Here is a 17,834-nt window from a genome sequence, read left to right as displayed (position 1 = left end):
AGGTTGTTAGGTTACGAGCCGATCAAAAACGGCTCCAGGTCGAAATCCGCCGGCGACAGATCGAGAATTCCGGTCAGCCTGATTGTGGTGCGTTCGGCATTATCAGCGCCGATATAGGTGTCGCCGAGATGCCAGAACCGGAAAACTTGGCCGTCCTCCACTCCGTCGACGCCTAAGACTGCGCGGCGCGCCTCGCCGAGGGTTGCTGTTGGGCCCAAGGCCGCGACCACCCGATCGATTTCGTTTTGGACCTCGGGAGAGACCAGGGCGAGGGTCGACGAAAAATTTAGTTCGATCACGTCCTGCCCAGGCGTGAAATTGCGAATGGTCGTGAGGCAAGCTTCGGAGCCCCCTTCGTAGCGTGACTTCTCCGCCGCATAGAACGCGATCTTATCGGGCCCGCTGTTCGCATGAACGACGTTTTTGCCGGCGCCTGGCGTGACACCGCCGCCGCCAGGTCCGAGATAAATTTCATCGTCGCCGTGAAAGGTCACGATCGCATAAGGCGCGTTGTCCCTCACGTCGATGAGGTTATCTCCGTAGGCGCTTCCTATGACCAGGGGCCTCTCCCGAGTATCGTCCTGCCGCTCATCTGATAAGGCCACGATCGTAAGCGCAAAGCGCTTTTCCACCGCCCGCGCGTCGATGACGGCGTCCGTGGGCGGAGAGCCCTTTATGAAGACGCTGACCTTTTGTCCCAATATCCAAAGCGGCTTGTCGAGGGAGCTGCCTTCCATTTCGGCCGACGCTTTTCTGAGCACCAGTCTTTCGTTGTATGACTTAGGTAGAGACGCCATCAGCCAAACTCCAATGTCGACGGAACAACTACTCTCAGTGGTGCGGCCGACAGGATCTCACCGTTTCCACCGCGATCTCATGCAGGGACACGCAGAGGCTCGCCAGGATCAATGCTCGACCCAGTTGATCGCACTCTCGGCGAGCTCGATTTGTCCGAGCAGCCGGACCAGCGCTTCTCCGCATCCCACATAGGTGTCGCCGTCCTTGTGGAACCAGAATGCCGCGCTGTCGCTGGCCCCGAGCGCATCACGATGCACCTCCTCGAGGCTGCGCGCGCTCCCCTCTTCGATCAGATGCTTATGCGGTGCCTTCATGTCCCTGTCCGGCCGCGCGAAGGCAAAGACGATGGCGTCGTCGTCGTCCATGCTAAAGTCGGTGACCGTCGTAATGCCGCGGTGAGGCGAGGCGACACTGTCGCCTTGATCGGCAATAATCACTCGATCGGCTCCCCTGCCGAGCGTGATCCAGTTGAAGCCTCCGCCAGCCTCGACACGATCGTCCCCGGCTCCCACGCCTATCAGGTCGTCACCGTCACCGGTCCGCACGACGTCGTCATCATTTCCGGTCGCGACCAATCTCATCCCGGTGCCGGGGACGACGATGTTATTCTTGCTGCCTCCGCCGAAAACGGCGAAGTCGTGAGATGCCGTGAACAGGAGCTCGAAATCCCCAGCGACCCAGTGTGCATCGATTTCATGCAACTGGACCGATGGGTGCTGCACCACCACGCGCGCGCTCTCGCCCTCGATCTTCAAGATCTCGACATCCGGCGCATCGAGCTCGATGGTGCTGCCGCGGAAAGTACGCAAGCGCAGATGCTCGATATCCGGCAGCTGGAGGCGGGCCTTACCGGTGACGAAGATGTCGGCTCGGTCTTCCGGCCCCGCTGCTTGCGTGAAGGCTATCGTCGTTGTCCGCGCCAGGCATTTCAGGCTGATTGTCGTGCCGAGCGGCATGTGATCAAGGACGATATCCGTCTCGGCCGCGAGGACGGACACCATCATCAGGCCATGGCTCTGAGACGCGTCGTAGATGGCAGTGGGCAAGGGAGACCCGGCATCGTGAGTCCGCGGTACTCCATAGGCTTTCGCTGTCACGCGGAGATATTCGATATCCGTCAGATGAGGCGTGGCGCGTCCCGGACCCATCCAGGCGCGCAGCACGGTCGGCTCGGGACGGCCTTGCAGAATCAGCCCTTCGAGCGGAAGGCCCTCCGGCTCGGAGAGGACGCAAGAGGCGCCTGACCGCGCGGTGCTGTCCCCCTCGTCCACGCCATCGTCGGCAGCCTCGACCTCGATGCGCAGCTTCTTGCTTGGTCCACGCTGATGGGCAGCACTCTCCTGAGGCCTTGTCCTATGGCCATGGGTCATGATCTCGCGTCCCGGCTTGGTGGGGGATCCGCGATATGCGCCACATTTGGGAGCGCCGATGTTCCCTGCTCTATCGCGGTTAGATTGCCCTCACGCAAAGCCGCCGCTCCTTCTGTCCGCGAACCCAAGCCAAGGGCGGGAAGACTCTCGGCCCCGGTCCGCAATTGCCGTGTATTGGCGTGTATGTGCCATGAATACACAGAAGCCATGTGCCGTAAGCGATCAAGCAGCTTGATATGCTACTTTGCGCAGCCGATATGCTGGCATGTGCACAGTATTGATTGCAATAAAAGTGCCTGAGATCGGCAAAATCGCACGGGAATAAGCCGTAAACTTGAAAAATTATGAGGCGCGGCAGCACTGCAATGCAGGAGTAAACTATCGAGTTCTCTTCTGTATCATCGCGGCGTGGTATCCGAGGTCACTCACCCCAGACGAAATTCTCGGCGGAGAGGGGGACGGTGCTCTGCAGGTGGACCAGCGGATCGCTGGGATGGTCGACGAAGACATAAGTCGAGCCGTGCCATACGAACCAACCGGCATCCCCCCCGGCGGTCAATTCCCGTGCGGCATGAAGGGCGTCGCGCAGGCCGGCAGACGCATTGAGCGCGGCGATCCTCGTCTCGATGGCGGCCAGCGCGTCCTCATCGGCCAAGCGCCCGTCGGATGCGAATTTGAACCAGAGTTTGTCGCCACCCTCGCCGTCGAAATCCGTGACGGTGGTCAGGCCAGCGCCTTCAGCGAGGGACGAGTTGCCGGCAGCGCCGATGACGATGGTGTCGCGGCCCGGGCCCGTCGTAATCACATTGAGACCACCGCCAGCATCCACTTTATCGTCACCCGCGCCGAGATCGATGAAGTCATTCCCGGATCCCGTGGCGACATCGTCGACCTCAGCGCCTGTGGCAACGCGGTTGTCCCGGCCACCGGAAAGCTTGATCATATCCGGGCCGCTGCCACCGGTGAGATCGAGCGGCTCGGCCTCGGCGGCGGTGAAATGGATACGGCCCTGGCTTGCCGATGCATCGACCCGTTCCAGAGGAGCCAGGGTGCCCGAAAGATCGATCGTGAGCGGGCGGCGAGCGTCGATAGTGAGGGTGCGTAGAGTATCCGCGTCCAGGACAATGCGCCCGCTTGCGTTCGCCTCGATCCTCACATGTTCGATCTGAGCGAGGCTGAGGCGGCCGCATTTGCCGAGAACTTCCACCGTCGCCCGGTCGTCCGCGCCTTCCGCCCCGTCGAAGCGGACCGTGGTGCTCTGTGCGGCATTGTTCAGGTGGAGACGGGCGCCGAGCGGGACATGATCGAAGGTTACCGCCTCCGGCAAATCCCGGATGAGCACCGTGCGCGTGCCCACGGCCCCGGACAGGTCGATGATGCGCCCCATGTCCTCGGAGCTCGGCACGGACGCATTCCTTATCGTCTCACCCATGCCGGATTGTCTGTCGCGCTCTTCCATTCGCCCCCCTCGGTCCGGCAACCGCCAGCCGGATGACCACCGAATGCGAGAGACCGCCCCATCGAGGTGATTGATCGCGCGGCCTGACGCGCCTCAGCATCGAGGCAGGTGAAAATGCCGCCGCGGCCGCAGCCTCGGCCGTGCCGTTCAGCGTGGAGGCGTCGATGTCCCAAGTTGCGACGATCGGATGAGGCCGGATCCATAGGGATCGGCGCGCTCTCGCATAAGGACACTTATGGGGGCAGAGCACCCGCGCCAATTGAAACGCTCTGGTTCGCTCCGCAGGAAAGGTCGCGATCCGTGCTGCGCTCACATCGAGCAGCCCCCACGGATTGCGGGCGCCGGAGCAGACGCTCTGACGCCCTTTATGATCGACAGAAGATGGCAGGTCTTTTGGGCTCTGCGCGGCCGGTCACCGGGGCCCCCGAGCAGGGTCTCCCGAGACGGCCAGCCCTCGTCAGAGGTCGTTGTGACCCTTCTTCTTCATTTCCTCGCGGACGCGTGCCAGCGCGAAATCCGCCGTCTGGCTCGTCCACTGGCGCATCTCGTTGAAGATGTCGTCGAGCACGAGCGGCTGAGCCGCCACATAGCGCTGCCCGGCCTGCGACTTGAAGAAGGCGTCTATCTGGGTGAGATCGGCCTCGTTCAGGTGGGTGGCCACGGTCCGAGCGGCAGCCGTGATGAGCTCGTCTTTCCGCTTTTCGATCTCCGGCCTGATCTGCTCGAGCACCGTATCGAGATCCTTCTGGATCTCGGGACGGGTAACATAGAGCTGCCGTATCTGATCGGCAAAAGTTGGTACGAGCGCCTCGAAGGACCGGCCCATGCCCGAGCCCAGCACGACCGAGCGGGCAAGATCCACCTGCTTTGGCGTCAGATTGGATGCGGAGGGCCCGACCTCGGGGCTCTGCGCCGCCTGCTGCGCGAATGCAGCGGTGCCGAAAGTGAGTGCAAAAGCCAGGGCGGTTGCCGCAAAGAGGTGTGCGGGGCGTTTCATAACGTTGAACTCCTCGGCGACATACGCGCCCGTGTGAGATCACCATAGATGCTGAGGCCGTCCGGCGAGGCGATGATCGCGCCGGTTGCAAGGCCGATGAACAGGCCGTGCTCGACGACGCCGGGGATCGCCAGAAGCTCCTCGCCGAGGCTCTGCGGGTCGGCGATCGCATCGAAGGCGGCGTCGAGGATCAGATGCCCGCCGTCCGTGACGAAGGGCTCGCCGCCGGCCGCTCGGCGCACCCGGATATCGCCGCGGCAGCCGGCGCGCGCGCCGGCCTCGCTTACGGCGCGCTGGGTTGCACCGAGGCCGAAAGGCACGACCTCGATCGGTAGGGGAAAGCGTCCGAGCACGGCCACGCGCTTGCTGTCATCGGCGATGACCACCATGCGGCGGCTCGCCGCCGCCACGATTTTCTCGCGCAGCAGCGCTCCGCCCCCCCCCTTTATGAGCCGCAACTCCCCGTCCATTTCGTCGGCGCCGTCGACGGTGAGGTCGAGCTCAGGATGGGTGTCGAGATCGGTCAGCGGAATGCCTTCGGCCTCCGCCTGGATGCGGGTGCGCTCGGAGGTCGGCACCCCGACCACGCTGAGACCGGCCCTGACACGCTCGCCGAGCAGCGCCACGAAATGCTGCGCGGTCGAGCCGGAGCCGAGGCCAAGGCGCATGCCGTCTTCCACGAGTTCGACCGCTCGCGCCGCCGCCGCCCGCTTTTCTTGATCGAGGCTCATGGATTCAGTCCGGAAGGAAGCATGACTTGGGGCTCGGCCAGCGGCCGCGCCTTGCCGGCCCAAGCGCCGCCGACGAGACAGGGCTCGACGGACAGACTTGAAGCGCTGAGCTGCATCATTCGGCCTCGTGGATCAATCGGGAAGGTGCCCGTCTCTATCACGCGAAGAGGCGAGCGGAAAGTCCAGCATCAGCCGTCCTGAAGCTTGGACATGACATCGGCCGCTCGGCCGCACGGCAACGGCTCCGGTGGGAACCAACGCGAGCCCGGCGGGTTATCGCCCCGGAACAAGAAGAACAGGATCTCCGAAAATGGGCGGTTTTGCCTTGACCTCACAGTTTGCATGTGACGCCTGCGACTGTTCTGCCATCATGCTTCCCGACGATTTAACCGATCATAGCCTCGTCAGATGCTCCGGATGCGGCACGAGCCTTGGCACCTGGGGCGATTTCAAGCAGCAAACGCGACGCATCATCCTGGAGGAGGTTGCGCGTGGCACCGTCGATCCGCGCGGCGCCGGTGTCGATCTCGCCTTGAAATTCTAAGTCCGCCCGGCCTCTTGCGCCGGATGCTCTCCCCAAAGCACCAGGCTCTCGCCTCCCCGGCGAGGGCCTTCATTTTTGGTCGGATGCCGCCGCCAGAGGCAACGCCCGGTCGGCTTGGGTCCGCGCGGCTAGTGCGGGCTCTGGCCCTCGGTCGGGCCCGACAGCGGGGCTGTCGGCTGCGCCGCACTGGTCGTTGCCTGTGGCGTGCAGACGACCTGCTCGTTGAAGACGTAGCAGACGCTCATCTCCCCTGTGCGGTAGTTCACGCGGAAGACGCCGCCTTCCCGCTCGTGGTGAGAAGCGACGAGGCCGTATTCACCGGGCGTCTGCTTGCTAGCCCCCTCACCCGCCGGGTAGCAGAAGGTCACGCCGATCGTGCCTTCCTTCAGGCCGTACTGGCACGCGCTCACCTCGCCCGTGACACGATCGATGCGATAGATGCGGTTGAGATCGGTTTGCGGCGCGGGTACGAATTCGAAGGGAGCGGCGCCGGCGAGCACGACACCGGCGAAAATCCCGAGGCCGATGCGCCTTGCGAGCAAGGACGGTGATGTGATCATAGATGGTTCCTGACGCGTCCAAGGTGCGGTTCGGGCACTCGTCCCGAATCATGGCCGGATATTATCATCGCATATCGCCCAAAGGCTTCATTCCCGCACGATGCTTGCCTCTCCACCCCGATTTCGGTAGCCCATAACCATGAACAAGCATCGCCCTCCCGTTCTCGTCTTCGATCTCGACGGAACCCTCGCCGATACGGCCCCCGATCTCATCGGGACCCTCAATGTCGTCCTGACGCATGAGGGGTTGCCGCCGCTGCCCCTGGAACAGGCGCGCGATCTCATCGGCGCAGGCGCCAAGGCGCTTCTGGAAAGGGGGCTGGCGCTCAGCGGGCGGGCCTCCGGCGCGGACGAGACTGAGCGGCTCTACGCGCATTTCATGCGCCATTATCACGATCACATCGCGGATCTGAGCCGGCTTTTCCCGGGTGTCGAAGACGCCCTGCGGCATTTTGCCGATGCCGGTTGGCTGCTTGCAGTCTGCACCAACAAGATCGAGCGGCACGCCGTTCGCCTGCTCGAACTGCTGGGCGCGGCCGACCGCTTCGCTGCCATCTGCGGCCGCGACAGCTTCGATTATTACAAGCCGGACCCGCGCCATTTGACGCTGACGATCGAGAAGGCCGGCGGCGATCCGGCGCGCGCGATCATGGTCGGCGATTCGCTGACCGACATCAAAACCGCTAAGGCCGCCGGGATCCCGGTGATTGCGGTGCCCTTCGGTTATACGGAAATACCGGTCGACCAACTCGACCCGGATCGGATCATCACCCATTTCGACGAGCTGTGGGATGCGGTGGCCGGGCTTGATGGCTTCGCGCCCTCCCCCGCTCAGAGCCAATCGACAGCATGAGGCTTGCCATCGGCCGGCGCCTATGCTTTTGAATGCACCATTGATGGGTGCGTAGCTCAGCGGGAGAGCACTGCCTTCACACGGCAGGGGTCACAGGTTCAATCCCTGTCGCACCCACCATCATAATCAACAACTTAGAGACCTCTAGGACATTTTCCCCAGGTGCAACTGCACCCATGAGGTTATTCTTTTTGTTGATAATTGCAACCTATAGCGGCACCCTATACAGCAGGAACCGCCATCGGTTGTGTTGGGGGAACCCGCGCACAGAAATGCGAACTCGTCGAACAGACATCGATAGTCCCAAACAGGCGATCGGTCATTAGGACCTGTCCAGAAGCCCCCGGCTTTGCGTAAATCGGAGAGCTTGTGGCTCGTGCACAGCCCTCAATCAATCCTCAAAGAGGATGAGGACGGCGTACTCGGGCTTGAGGGCGAGGTCGGGATTGCTGACCAGATCGGCACCGATGCGCTGCCTGCCTTGGCGTAGTTGGTCCTACCGGTGATCTGGACAAAGCCCGTGCCGTGGTAGCGAGCGCCGTCGCCTCGCTGCGTGTTCCCGAGATCCGCTCGGCCCTCATAACCTTAGTGAAATAAGAGGTACTGCCGTATTCAGTGATCGGCTGCATCTCCTTGGCAGTCTCGTAGTAGGGGGCCGCCAGAACGTAGGCGAGCCATCGAATATCCGTGAGCTTTCTCTTGTCCCATTCGTCGATAATGGTGTTGATGCTGTCGACTTGGTCTTGATTGAGATGGTTTCTGAACAGGTTTTTACGTATCTGATTGAAGAATAGTGTCCGGTCTACTGCCATGTTTATGACGTTGTTGCATTACGATCTGGTGGGTGTATAAATTGCCGCCTTTAAGGTGCTTTTGCCTCATCATGGGGAAATGATGGACATGCTTGCCACCGTGCATGCGAATTTGCTTAGGGAACTTCAAGACCGGCAAGGCCAAGGCAACATTGAGGGGGAGAGCCTGCGGTGAATGCTACGAGTGAAATGGCGCGCCGAGGGTCGGATAGTCTGCCATCCCCCCTGCCAAGGAAGCTTAACCTGGGCTGCGGATACGACGTGCGTGAGGGCTACCTCAACGTGGATTTCGCACCCCACCACTCGCCGGACCTTGTGGCCGACGTTACGCACCTCCCCATGCTCCCCGCAGACTATTTCGAGGAGATTGTGGCTCAGGACGTACTGGAGCACTTCGAGCGGGGAAAGACCCAGGCAGCTCTCCAGGAGTGGGCCCGGCTGCTATCCCCCACCGGCATCTTGTTCATCCGCGTCCCCTCGCTGCTTCACATGGCAGACCTCCTGGTTAAAGCCGAAGGGGCCGGCGCCGAGGAAGCGGAGAAGATCATTCACCTATTCTACGGCACCCAAGCCTACACGGGGGACTACCACTTGGCCGGCTTCACGGCCTCGAGCTTAGCCCGGCACCTTAGCAGCTCTGGGCTTCACGTGGATAGCGTGGGGTTGAGGGACGGGTGGCTTTTCGAGGTCTTCGCGACCAAGCAGGCCCGTCGCCCAGCCAAATGGCCAGTATCAGAGACAGAGAGGCCTAACAGGGTGTTGGATGAAGTGTATCACTCAACGTCCTGGAGGATCACTGCGCCGCTTAGGAAACTGCGGCAGTTGACTAGATTTCGTTAATGATCCCCCAGCTATTCAACTGGCAGTTGGTGTTGCCACCACCGTCAAAGGCGGAAGCATTGCCGCCACCTGCCACCTGGATGTTGACACAGAACACGACATCGCTGCTATTCGAGACCGTGGCCGAGGAGCGGCTGGCCTGACCACCTCCACCAGAGTTACCCTCAACGAGCGTTTGTGACGCGGACAGCCGTGCGGAAGTCCGGGTTGTCTGACCCGCCGCCTCATGCGCTGCGTCATACCGCCGCAGTATGGATGACTGAGTCCGGGGTCTCGATGGAGGAGATAGCCCAATACCTGGGTCATTCGGACCCGCGAATTACCTACCGGATCTACGCCTGGTTCTCTCCTGGGTTCTTGCGCAAAGCTGCCTCGGCTCTAGAACTATAGACAGTGCTCCTGTGCGACAAACATGGAGAAATCAATTGTTTGGCAGGGGGCAGCCGCCTTCACACGGCAGGGGTCACAGGTTCAATCCCTGTCGCACCCACCATTATTGCGAGGCATTTCCGACCACGACCTATTAGGCCCTGTTGGGTTGCCCCGGGCGGCGATTATGCGTTTCAGGCGAAGTCCCGCTCTGCTCTGGCTTGGTGCGTTGGCAGCGGCAGCGTTGCACGCGCGCTTGTTCGTTCCCGGCTACCTTCTCACCGCTGACGACATCCAGTCTCACTATCAGATGCTGACGAACAGCTTCAGCGGCGTCGTGGAGCTGGCTCGTGCTGCGGCGCAAGGTCAGGGGCGCATCGGCCACTTCTTCGTCACGCCCATCAATCTCGTGGCGAGCTATCTCGCGCCAGATATATGGTTCAGAGTTGTGGCGGTCGGCGCGTGGTATGGGCTTCTGCTACTGGCCGGCCTTTGGGTCGGGCGTCTGTGCCGATCGAGATCGGCTGCGCTGCTCACTTTCCTTGTCCTGGCAACTTGCCAGCGGCTTGGCTTCGAGCATATGCCGCCGAACAGTTACCCTCTTCAGAACACCATCCCCTTCGTGTTGATCTTTGCCGCTAGGCTCCTCCGGAGGGAGGGCCAATCGCCGCTCGTCCGGCTCTCGCTTGCCGCCGTCTTCTTTCTCGGCCTCATCATCAACGAGTTCGCGTTCGTGCTCGGCTTAGGGCTCGTGAGTTGTGAATATCTCGCCGGCTTCAGCGCGGGGAGAGCCGAAGGGATCGCGCGGCTGAAGTCCAGCGGACTCGTGGCCGATGCAGCTGTCCTTACGGCCGCCTTGGCGCTCTACCTGGGCTTTCGGCATCTCCATCCGTCCGGCTACACCGGCAACGTGCCGGACGGGTGGCGAAGCATCGATGCCGTGCTCCGGACTGCGTTCTTCCACGTGCTGAATGGAACGGCGCTACTCAATGTCAGGCCGACCGACTTCACCAAGGCCTCGCCTGAGGCGCTTGTGATATCGGCTGGCCTTCTCATTGTGACAGCCGCGGTTGCATGGCGAGCGCTCGAGCACATGGAAATGGACCGGCCTTGGCTGTTGATCGCCGTGGTCGCCTTGCTGTTCAGCTTCTACGTAACGGCTCCGGTCGCGATTGTGACGAAATATCAGGAGTGGTGCGGGGACAGCTTAAAGCGATGCGCCTATATCGACACCCGAACGGCGTTCCTCGGCTTGGGCGCTGCCACGGCTGCACTCTGCGGCTGGCTGTTGCGTTTCGGCCGAGCCATGCGGGCGGTTCTCGCCGTTTCCCTAGGGGTCGCATCGGGAACGACATATCTCTACAATCTCCGCCCGCTGGACGAGATGCGATTGACGAATGAGGTGTGGACGCGCGCCGATGAGCTTGCCTGTGCCTCGTCAGGCGCCGTGCCGGACGGCCAAGCGCTTCTCAGGGCGGTTGACCCTGAGAGCCGCGTCAGCACGCATCCGGATTTCGACGCGGTCGCCTATTGGCGCGTCTATATCGATCACCGGCGATCCCGTTGCGATTGACGACCGGTCAGTCCTGCCGCGAGCCGACGCTGATCAGGGGCGAGGCTCCGATGATCCGGATCTGCCCACCAGCAACGCGGCTGTAGCGCTGACGCCTCACCACGAGTTCGGGGCGGAACATCTCGCTCCCCAGGCGGTTCGACTGATGACGGCGCCTCGCCCCTTTTATCTGGCGAGGCATGACCGTCGGCGAACGGCGAGCTGGAAACGACATGTTCAATTCACCTGAAATTCTGTGGGGTGTCGGGACCGTCCTGCTCCTCATCGCGCTGATCTGGGGCGTGCGGCAGTCGCGGACGCGCAATCGCGCCAATGACGCGATCACCGAAGAGGCGACGCACGAAGCTTACAACGATCCCGCCCATTATCCGCAGAAAAAGCGCGAGCTCGAAAAGCAGACACGCCCCTCGTAAGGCACCGGGATTGGCGACGGAATCGGCCGATGCGGGTCTGTGCGCCGGTCAACGCCACCAGCGCCGATGTTGTGCTGCGCTGCGGTAAGCTGCGGTAGCATCAACTGTTGCGCCGCCGCCACGCGTCTCGACGATCACGCCGATGTGCACCAAAGCCCAAGGTTTGGCGGTTGCGGGTTACGCATTCTTTAGACAAGTTATTGCCAGATAAACGCCTAAATTAACGGGCGGAGCCGCCGTTTTGGTCTTCCGCCGAACTTCGAGGCAAATATGAGTGCGAAGCTTCTTGCTATCGCGGGTGCTTTCTGCGCTGCCGTTATCGCCACCCCCGCAAGTGCCTATCAGATCGACCCTCTGACCCGCCAACCTCTCGACGTCCAGCCCGACAGCTTCAGACCGCAAGCCTCCGGCATTCCGCGCGAGGTCGTGCACTACGACGGGCCCTATAAGCCGGGCACCATCGTGATATCGACGCGCGAGCGGCGGCTTTATCTGGTTCAACCCGGCGGTATCGCCATCCGTTACGGCATCGGCGTGGGACGCCCCGGATTCGCTTGGGGTGGCGCCAAGACGATCACCCAGAAGCGCGAGTGGCCCGGCTGGACGCCTCCGCCGCAGATGTTGAAGCGCAGACCCGATCTGCCGCGCCATATGGTCGGCGGCCCCGATAACCCGCTTGGCGCCCGCGCGCTCTATCTCGGGTCCTCGCTCTACCGGATTCACGGCTCCAACGAGCCCGACACCATCGGCCAGGCCGTCTCCTCCGGCTGCATTCGCATGATGAATGCGGACGTGATCGATCTCTATGACCGGGTCAATGTGGGCACCCGAGTCGTCGTGCAGCGCTGATAAAAGGCTGCGGATCCACGCGGCGCCATTCAGGCCGGGTCTTGCCCGGCCTTTTTGCTGTGCAGGGTCGAGATCAACCTCGCGACAGCCCCTTATCCTTCAGCTCGGTTAGATAGGCAGCCCAGGTCTCGGCCTCGGTCGCGCCGAGCTCGTGCAGGTAGTCCCAGGTGAAGAGTCCGGTGTCGTGCCCATCGCTGAATACGAGCCGCACCGCGTAGCGGCCGACGGGCTCGACGGCTGCGATGGTCACATCCTTCTTGCCGGCCACGGTCTTGCGCTCGCTGGGAGAGTGCCCGCGCACCTCCGCCGAGGGGCTCATCACCCGCAGATATTCGGCGCGCAGGGAGAAGAGTTCGCCGCTCTCGAAAGACACAGTGAACACCCGTTTATCGGCGGAGAGCCGCAATTCGCTCGGCCAATGCACAGTCGCCATGGGGGATCTCCGGGCGCGCTCAGAAGGTCGTGGCAGGCTTAGCCCAGCTTCGCCGCCCCGGCAAACCGAGGCTTCCGGCCTGAGCTGTCGCCGATATATCCGGTGGGATTGATCGCCACGGAATAACGCTTAAATTAGCGCTGGTGCCCGCGACGGCAAAAGCCCATCGTGCGGATACCGCCGGAAGACGCAAGGCGTGAGGTCCATATCCGTGCCGACAGAGCAAATCGAGCAAAGCGCGGCAGTGCCGTTCATCGATCCCTTCGGCCGGGCCATCACCTATCTGCGGGTGTCGGTGACAGACCGCTGCGACTTGCGCTGCGTCTATTGCATGTCGGAAGACATGCATTTCCTGCCCAAGCGCGACCTGCTGTCACTCGAGGAGCTCGATCGCATGTGCAGCGCCTTCATCCGGCGCGGCGTGCGCAAACTGCGCATCACCGGCGGCGAGCCCTTGGTGCGCCGCGACATCCTGCAACTGTTCCGGGGGCTCTCGCGCCATCTCGACAGCGGCGCCCTCGATGAGCTCACGTTAACGACGAACGGTACGCAGCTCGCACGCCACGCGGCCGATCTCGCCCAATGCGGGGTCAAGCGCATCAACGTTTCCCTCGACACGCTCGATCCCGAGAAATTCCGCACGATCACCCGCTGGGGCGATCTCCGCCGTGTGATGGAAGGCCTCGACGCTGCGCAGGCGGCGGGCATTGCCGTCAAGATCAACACGGTCGCGCTGAAAGGCGTGAACGAGGAGGAGATCCCGCAGCTCATCGATTGGGCGCATGGCCGCGGCATGGACCTCACCCTCATCGAGGTGATGCCGCTCGGCGAGATCGAGCCGGGGCGCATCGACCAGTTCCTGCCGCTGTCGCTCGTGCGCGCACAGCTGAAGCAGCGCTATACGCTCGACGAGATCGACGATCGCACGGGCGGGCCGGCGCGTTATGTGCGGCTACACGAAACGGGGGGGCGACTCGGCTTCATCACGCCGATGACTCATAATTTCTGCGAGAGCTGCAACCGCGTGCGCGTCACCTGCACGGGCACGCTCTATATGTGCCTTGGCCAGGAGGACGCAGCCGATCTCAGAACCCCGCTGCGGGCGAGCGAAAGCGATGCGCTGCTCGAACAGACCATCGCCGAGGCGATCACCCGCAAGCCGCGCGGCCATGACTTCGTGATCGATCGGCGCCGGTCGCGCCCCGCGGTCGGGCGTCACATGAGCGTGACCGGCGGCTGATGCCTCGCGCCCCGCAGCGTCCTACAACCAAAGTCTAGAAGCTCGACCGTCGCGAATGCGCTATTCGCCTGGGACGGAAGATGGGGCGCTCCTTGTAGGGTCGGCAGCGATGGGTTAGGACCCGCGGCATAGCTCGCCTTTGGATCCGATCAGCTTTCGCCTCGTGATTTCCTGAGAATCTTCTTCGACCAGACTTCCTTAAAGAGAAGTCCTTCCAGAGGGAGGTGGACATGTCCGCGCTTCTTGCAATCAGCCGTGCCATCGACGCCGTGAACAGCCGCCTCGGCCGGTGGTGTGCCTGGCTCATCCTCGCGGCGGTCGTCGTGTCCGCCCTCAATGCAATCGTGCGCAAGCTCTTCGATATCTCGTCGAACAGCTGGCTCGAGCTGCAATGGGTGCTGTTCGGCGTCGTCTTCCTCATGTGCTCGCCGTGGACCCTGCTCTCGAACGAGCATATCCGCATCGACATCATCAACGGACAGCTGTCGAAGCGTGTTCGCGACTGGATCGACATCATCGGCCATGTCGTCTTTCTGCTGCCGTTCACGATCGTGATGATCGTGACCTCCGCGCCCTTCGCGGAACGCTCCTATGCGATCAACGAGCAGTCATCGAGCGCCGGCGGACTACCGCAATGGCCGGCCAAGTTCCTGATCCTTGTCGGTTTCGTTTTCCTCTTCCTGCAGGCCGTCTCCGAGCTCATCAAACGCATCGCCATTCTGCGGGGCGACATGGAGGACCCGCATACCGGCAGCGGCCATATGGCGGAGGCGGAGGTCGAACAGCTGCTTGACCACCCCGAAACACCGGCTCATCGCGCCTGACCGCTCCGGAGACAGCCCGATGACCGCGTTCATTATTCACAATATGGCGCCGCTGATGTTCGCGGCGCTCATCGTTCTCCTCTTGCTCGGCTATCCGGTCGCCTTCGCGCTCGCAGCCAACGGCCTGATCTTCGGCTGGATCGGGATCGAGCTGGGCCTTTTCAATCCCAATTTCCTGCAGGCGCTGCCGGAACGCGTCTACGGCACCATGAACAACGAGGTGCTGCTCGCGGTCCCGTTCTTCACCTTCATGGGGCTCATTCTCGAACGATCGGGAATGGCGGAGGACCTGCTCGACACCATCGGCCAGCTGTTCGGGCCGGTGCGGGGCGGTCTGGCTTTCGCCGTCGTCTTCGTCGGGGCGCTGCTTGCGGCGACGACCGGCGTGGTGGCCGCCTCCGTCATTTCGATGGGCCTCATCTCGCTGCCCATCATGCTGCGCTACGGCTACGACCGCCGGGTCGCGACCGGCGTCATCGCCGCGTCCGGAACGCTTGCCCAGATCATTCCGCCGTCGCTCGTCCTCATCGTCATGGCCGACCAGCTCGGCCGCTCCGTGGGCGACATGTACGAGGGCGCCTTCATTCCCGGGCTCATCCTGAGCGGCCTCTATGCCGGCTATATCGCGCTGGTGGCGATCTTCAGCCCGAAAAGCGCGCCCGGCCTCCCGCCGGAGGCGATCGGCTTCCAGGAGCCCAACGGCAGCCGCGGGGCCTGGCACCTGCTCGTGCTCGTCGTCTTCTCGGCGCTTACGGGCTATTATGTGATGAGCCAGACCGAGGTGCGCTCCGGCGCGGACTTCGTCGTGCTCACCATGTCGGTGTCAGTCATCGTCGCCTTCCTGTCGGCGGCTTTCAACCGGCTGCTCGGGGCAAAGCGGCTCGTTCTGACCATCGTCATCGCGGCCGCCCTCGTCGCCGGCTATGTCACCCTGCAGAACGGCGGCCACGCCGATCTCGCCCTGCTCAGCGAAGCGCTGATCGCCGGAACGCTCTATGCGCTCGTCGCCGGCCTTCTCGAGCGGTTCACCGGCCGGCGTCTCATCTCGCGGCTGGCCGAGCAGGTCACCTTCGTCATGGTGCCGCCGCTCGGCCTCATCTTCCTGGTGCTCGGCACGATCTTCATCGGCTTGGCCACGCCGACCGAAGGCGGCGCCATGGGCGCGGCCGGCGCCGTGATCCTGGCGCTCGCCCGCAAGCGCCTGAGCTTCAGCCTGCTGCGGCAGGCGACGGAATCGACAGCGAAGCTCTCGGCTTTCGTCATCTTCATCCTGATCGGCGCGCGGGTTTTCTCGCTCACCTTCTATGGGGTCGACGGACATAAATGGGTCGAGGAACTGCTGCTCGCCCTGCCCGGCGGCGAGGTGGGCTTCCTCGTCTTCGTCAATATCCTGATCTTCTTTCTTGCTTTCTTCCTCGACTATTTCGAGCTCGCCTTTATCATCATCCCGCTGCTCGCACCTGTGGCAGACCGGCTCGGGATCGATCTCATCTGGTTCGGTGTGATGCTCGCGGTGAATATGCAGACGAGCTTCATGCATCCGCCCTTCGGCTTCGCACTGTTCTTCCTGCGCTCGGTCGCGCCGAGGAAAAGTTATATCGACCGCATCACCGGTAAGCGCACAGCCCCCATTACCACCGGGCAGATCTACTGGGGCGCGGTGCCCTTCGTGATCATCCAGCTCGTCATGGTCGCGCTCATCGTCCTCTTCCCGCAGATGGTGACCCATTACAAACATGGCGCGGTACAGATGAACCAGCAGCAGATCGAAGAGCAGCTGAGGGAACTTGCCCCCGCGCCCGACACCAATATGCAGCCGCCGCCTCTCAACTTCCAATAGGCGGCCAAGCCAGCCCTCAGACCAACAAAAAAGCCCCGGAGATGTTCTCCGGGGCTTCTGTTCAGGCGTAGCGCTTCTTACCCGCGCGAGCGGGAACGGATCATAAAGTTGTCGAAGGTGTATTCGGCCACCTGCCACCAGAGATATTCCTCGCCGCGATAGGCGACCATCGCGTCGATGACTTTCTTGAAGTCGGGATTCTTCGCGCTGATCTCGGCATAGAGCTCGTTGGTGGCCGTGAGGCAGGCCTCCATCACCTCCTGCGGATAGGGCTTGAGCTGCGTGCCCGCGCCGACGAGACGCTTGATGGCCGGCGGGTTCACCTTGTCGTAGCGCGCCAGCATAATGGTGTTGGCGTAGGTCGAGCCCGCGATGAGCGCGGCCTGGTAGTGCTTCGGCAGCTCATTCCAGCGATCGAGATTCACGAAAGAGTGAATGGTCGGGCCGCCCTCCCACCAGCCGGGATAGTAGTAGTAGGGCGCCACCTTGGCGAAGCCGAGCTTCTCGTCGTCATAGGGGCCGACCCATTCGGCCGCATCGATGGTGCCCTTCTCCAAGGCCGGATAGATGTCGCCGCCGGCGATCTGCTGCGGCACGACGCCGACCTTCTGCAGCACCTGGCCGGCGATGCCGGCGATGCGCATCTTGAGGCCCGACATGTCGGCAACCGTCTTGATCTCCTTGCGGAACCAGCCGCCCATCTGCGTACCGGTATTGCCGCATGGCATGCCGAAAACGTTGTATTTCTTGAAGAACTCGTTGAAGAGGTCGTTGCCGCCGGCCTCGAAAAGCCAGGAGTTCTGCATCCGGGCATTGAGGCCGAAGGGCGCGGCGGTCGCGATGGCGAAGGTCGGATCCTTGCCCACATAGTAATAGGCGCAGGTGTGGCACATCTCGACGGTATTGTTCTGCGTGGCGTCGAGCGCCTGCAGACCGGGCACAATCTCGCCCGCCGCGAAGACCTGAATCTGGAACTTGTTGTCCGTGAGCTCGGCGACCATCTTGGCCATGACCTCGCCGCCGGCATAGATCGTGTCCAGCGACTTCGGAAAGCTCGAGGCGAGCCGCCACTTGATCTCCGGTGCCGACTGCGCGATCGCAGGCGCGGCGATGGCCCCAGCTCCCGCCACGGCCAAGCCTGACGTCTGCAAAAACTGACGACGTTTCATTTTTACCTTCCCTCCCGTCGAACGGTGCTGCCTGCGCGGTGAAAATCCGCGCGAATGAGGTGACAGAGACATATTCCACAGCCAACCGCAACCATGACGCGCAGCTGCAGAATCGTCCATTGGTCGAATAGCGTTAGGGTTAGCGTTCACCCCTTCGCAA

General features: G+C 62.5%; 18 protein-coding genes and 1 tRNA gene. 11 read left to right on the top strand and 8 right to left on the bottom strand.

Going from position 1 to position 17,834, the window contains the following annotated elements:
- Positions 1–11 precede the first annotated feature (11 nt).
- The 5 genes from ACFQU1_RS21455 to rpiA all read right to left on the bottom strand — a co-directional run bounded on the left by ACFQU1_RS21455 (position 12) and on the right by rpiA (position 5,355).
- The gene (locus ACFQU1_RS21455) at positions 12–797 is read right to left on the bottom strand and encodes a hypothetical protein (RefSeq protein ID WP_378136503.1); all 786 of its coding nucleotides are present in this window, start codon (positions 795–797) and stop codon (positions 12–14) included.
- A 108-nt stretch (positions 798–905) separates the two neighbouring features.
- Positions 906–2,168 carry a calcium-binding protein gene (locus tag ACFQU1_RS21450; protein ID WP_378136501.1) on the bottom strand — a complete coding sequence of 421 codons (1,263 nt, stop codon included), beginning with the start codon at positions 2,166–2,168 and terminating at the stop codon, positions 906–908.
- A 421-nt stretch (positions 2,169–2,589) separates the two neighbouring features.
- Positions 2,590–3,573 carry a hypothetical protein gene (locus ACFQU1_RS21445; RefSeq protein WP_378136499.1) on the bottom strand — a complete coding sequence of 328 codons (984 nt, stop codon included), beginning with the start codon at positions 3,571–3,573 and terminating at the stop codon, positions 2,590–2,592.
- 511 nt (positions 3,574–4,084) lie between these two features.
- Positions 4,085–4,624, bottom strand: a complete 540-nt coding sequence (locus ACFQU1_RS21440; RefSeq protein WP_378136497.1) for a DUF2059 domain-containing protein — start codon at positions 4,622–4,624, stop codon at positions 4,085–4,087.
- Positions 4,621–5,355, bottom strand: coding sequence for a ribose-5-phosphate isomerase RpiA (rpiA, locus tag ACFQU1_RS21435; RefSeq protein WP_378136495.1), 735 nt, complete (start codon positions 5,353–5,355; stop codon positions 4,621–4,623). The genes ACFQU1_RS21440 and rpiA overlap by 4 nt, the downstream gene beginning before the upstream one ends.
- Before the next feature lie 370 nt (positions 5,356–5,725).
- Here rpiA and ACFQU1_RS21430 point away from each other — a divergent pair, with 370 nt between their 5' ends.
- Positions 5,726–5,899 (top strand): hypothetical protein, encoded by a 174-nt coding sequence (locus ACFQU1_RS21430; RefSeq protein WP_378136493.1) that lies wholly within the window; start codon positions 5,726–5,728, stop codon positions 5,897–5,899.
- A gap of 128 nt (positions 5,900–6,027) precedes the next feature.
- Here ACFQU1_RS21430 and ACFQU1_RS21425 read toward each other — a convergent pair whose 3' ends face one another.
- A complete protein-coding gene (locus ACFQU1_RS21425; protein WP_378136490.1) occupies positions 6,028–6,459 on the bottom strand; it encodes a hypothetical protein in 432 nt (143 codons plus the stop codon).
- Positions 6,460–6,598: 139 nt separating this feature from the next.
- Here ACFQU1_RS21425 and gph point away from each other — a divergent pair, with 139 nt between their 5' ends.
- The 7 genes from gph to ACFQU1_RS21390 all read left to right on the top strand — a co-directional run bounded on the left by gph (position 6,599) and on the right by ACFQU1_RS21390 (position 12,168).
- Entirely contained in the window at positions 6,599–7,312 is a 714-nt protein-coding gene (gene gph, locus ACFQU1_RS21420; protein ID WP_378136488.1) for a phosphoglycolate phosphatase, read from the top strand.
- A 45-nt stretch (positions 7,313–7,357) separates the two neighbouring features.
- Positions 7,358–7,432, top strand: a tRNA-Val gene (locus ACFQU1_RS21415).
- Positions 7,433–8,385: 953 nt separating this feature from the next.
- Complete coding sequence (locus tag ACFQU1_RS21410; protein WP_378136486.1) at positions 8,386–8,964, top strand: class I SAM-dependent methyltransferase; 579 nt, start codon at positions 8,386–8,388, stop codon at positions 8,962–8,964.
- Positions 8,965–9,141: 177 nt separating this feature from the next.
- On the top strand, positions 9,142–9,354 hold the full coding sequence (locus tag ACFQU1_RS21405; RefSeq protein ID WP_378136484.1) for a tyrosine-type recombinase/integrase: 213 nt from the start codon (positions 9,142–9,144) through the stop codon (positions 9,352–9,354).
- A gap of 223 nt (positions 9,355–9,577) precedes the next feature.
- Positions 9,578–10,906, top strand: a complete 1,329-nt coding sequence (locus tag ACFQU1_RS21400; RefSeq protein WP_378136482.1) for a hypothetical protein — start codon at positions 9,578–9,580, stop codon at positions 10,904–10,906.
- 212 nt (positions 10,907–11,118) lie between these two features.
- On the top strand, positions 11,119–11,319 hold the full coding sequence (locus ACFQU1_RS21395; protein ID WP_378136480.1) for a hypothetical protein: 201 nt from the start codon (positions 11,119–11,121) through the stop codon (positions 11,317–11,319).
- Positions 11,320–11,589: 270 nt separating this feature from the next.
- Complete coding sequence (locus ACFQU1_RS21390; protein WP_378136478.1) at positions 11,590–12,168, top strand: L,D-transpeptidase; 579 nt, start codon at positions 11,590–11,592, stop codon at positions 12,166–12,168.
- Positions 12,169–12,241: 73 nt separating this feature from the next.
- Here the strand turns inward: ACFQU1_RS21390 and ACFQU1_RS21385 are convergent, their stop codons facing one another.
- Complete coding sequence (locus ACFQU1_RS21385; RefSeq protein ID WP_378136476.1) at positions 12,242–12,601, bottom strand: gamma-butyrobetaine hydroxylase-like domain-containing protein; 360 nt, start codon at positions 12,599–12,601, stop codon at positions 12,242–12,244.
- A gap of 211 nt (positions 12,602–12,812) precedes the next feature.
- On the opposite strand from ACFQU1_RS21385, the gene moaA reads away from it, so the two are divergent.
- From moaA to ACFQU1_RS21370, 3 genes are all read left to right on the top strand, one after another.
- Positions 12,813–13,841: a GTP 3',8-cyclase MoaA gene (gene moaA, locus ACFQU1_RS21380; protein WP_378136474.1), complete on the top strand. Its 1,029-nt coding sequence runs from the start codon at positions 12,813–12,815 to the stop codon at positions 13,839–13,841.
- A 230-nt stretch (positions 13,842–14,071) separates the two neighbouring features.
- Positions 14,072–14,665: a TRAP transporter small permease subunit gene (locus ACFQU1_RS21375; protein WP_378136472.1), complete on the top strand. Its 594-nt coding sequence runs from the start codon at positions 14,072–14,074 to the stop codon at positions 14,663–14,665.
- A gap of 19 nt (positions 14,666–14,684) precedes the next feature.
- Positions 14,685–16,505, top strand: coding sequence for a TRAP transporter large permease subunit (locus tag ACFQU1_RS21370; protein WP_378136470.1), 1,821 nt, complete (start codon positions 14,685–14,687; stop codon positions 16,503–16,505).
- Positions 16,506–16,582: 77 nt separating this feature from the next.
- On the opposite strand, the gene ACFQU1_RS21365 is transcribed toward ACFQU1_RS21370, so the two are convergent.
- The gene (locus tag ACFQU1_RS21365) at positions 16,583–17,674 is read right to left on the bottom strand and encodes a TRAP transporter substrate-binding protein (RefSeq protein WP_378136468.1); all 1,092 of its coding nucleotides are present in this window, start codon (positions 17,672–17,674) and stop codon (positions 16,583–16,585) included.
- Between the last annotated feature and the right edge of the window lie 160 nt (positions 17,675–17,834).

Origin of the sequence: Chelatococcus sp. GCM10030263 (assembly GCF_042666455.1) — a bacterium.
Lineage (GTDB): Bacteria > Pseudomonadota > Alphaproteobacteria > Rhizobiales > Beijerinckiaceae > Chelatococcus.
The sequence above is the reverse complement of the archived record's forward strand: the minus strand, read 5'-3'. Positions and strand labels throughout refer to the sequence as shown.

Coding starts and splice junctions, on each gene's coding strand:
- ACFQU1_RS21425 (WP_378136490.1), bottom strand. CDS start 6,459: ATGATCACATCACCGTCCTTGCTCGCAAGGCGCATCGGCCTCGGGATT.
- ACFQU1_RS21365 (WP_378136468.1), bottom strand. CDS start 17,674: ATGAAACGTCGTCAGTTTTTGCAGACGTCAGGCTTGGCCGTGGCGGGA.
- gph (WP_378136488.1), top strand. CDS start 6,599: ATGAACAAGCATCGCCCTCCCGTTCTCGTCTTCGATCTCGACGGAACC.
- ACFQU1_RS21370 (WP_378136470.1), top strand. CDS start 14,685: ATGACCGCGTTCATTATTCACAATATGGCGCCGCTGATGTTCGCGGCG.
- ACFQU1_RS21440 (WP_378136497.1), bottom strand. CDS start 4,624: ATGAAACGCCCCGCACACCTCTTTGCGGCAACCGCCCTGGCTTTTGCA.
- ACFQU1_RS21390 (WP_378136478.1), top strand. CDS start 11,590: ATGAGTGCGAAGCTTCTTGCTATCGCGGGTGCTTTCTGCGCTGCCGTT.
- ACFQU1_RS21375 (WP_378136472.1), top strand. CDS start 14,072: ATGTCCGCGCTTCTTGCAATCAGCCGTGCCATCGACGCCGTGAACAGC.
- ACFQU1_RS21450 (WP_378136501.1), bottom strand. CDS start 2,168: ATGACCCATGGCCATAGGACAAGGCCTCAGGAGAGTGCTGCCCATCAG.
- rpiA (WP_378136495.1), bottom strand. CDS start 5,355: ATGAGCCTCGATCAAGAAAAGCGGGCGGCGGCGGCGCGAGCGGTCGAA.
- ACFQU1_RS21430 (WP_378136493.1), top strand. CDS start 5,726: ATGCTTCCCGACGATTTAACCGATCATAGCCTCGTCAGATGCTCCGGA.
- ACFQU1_RS21395 (WP_378136480.1), top strand. CDS start 11,119: ATGTTCAATTCACCTGAAATTCTGTGGGGTGTCGGGACCGTCCTGCTC.
- ACFQU1_RS21455 (WP_378136503.1), bottom strand. CDS start 797: ATGGCGTCTCTACCTAAGTCATACAACGAAAGACTGGTGCTCAGAAAA.
- ACFQU1_RS21385 (WP_378136476.1), bottom strand. CDS start 12,601: ATGGCGACTGTGCATTGGCCGAGCGAATTGCGGCTCTCCGCCGATAAA.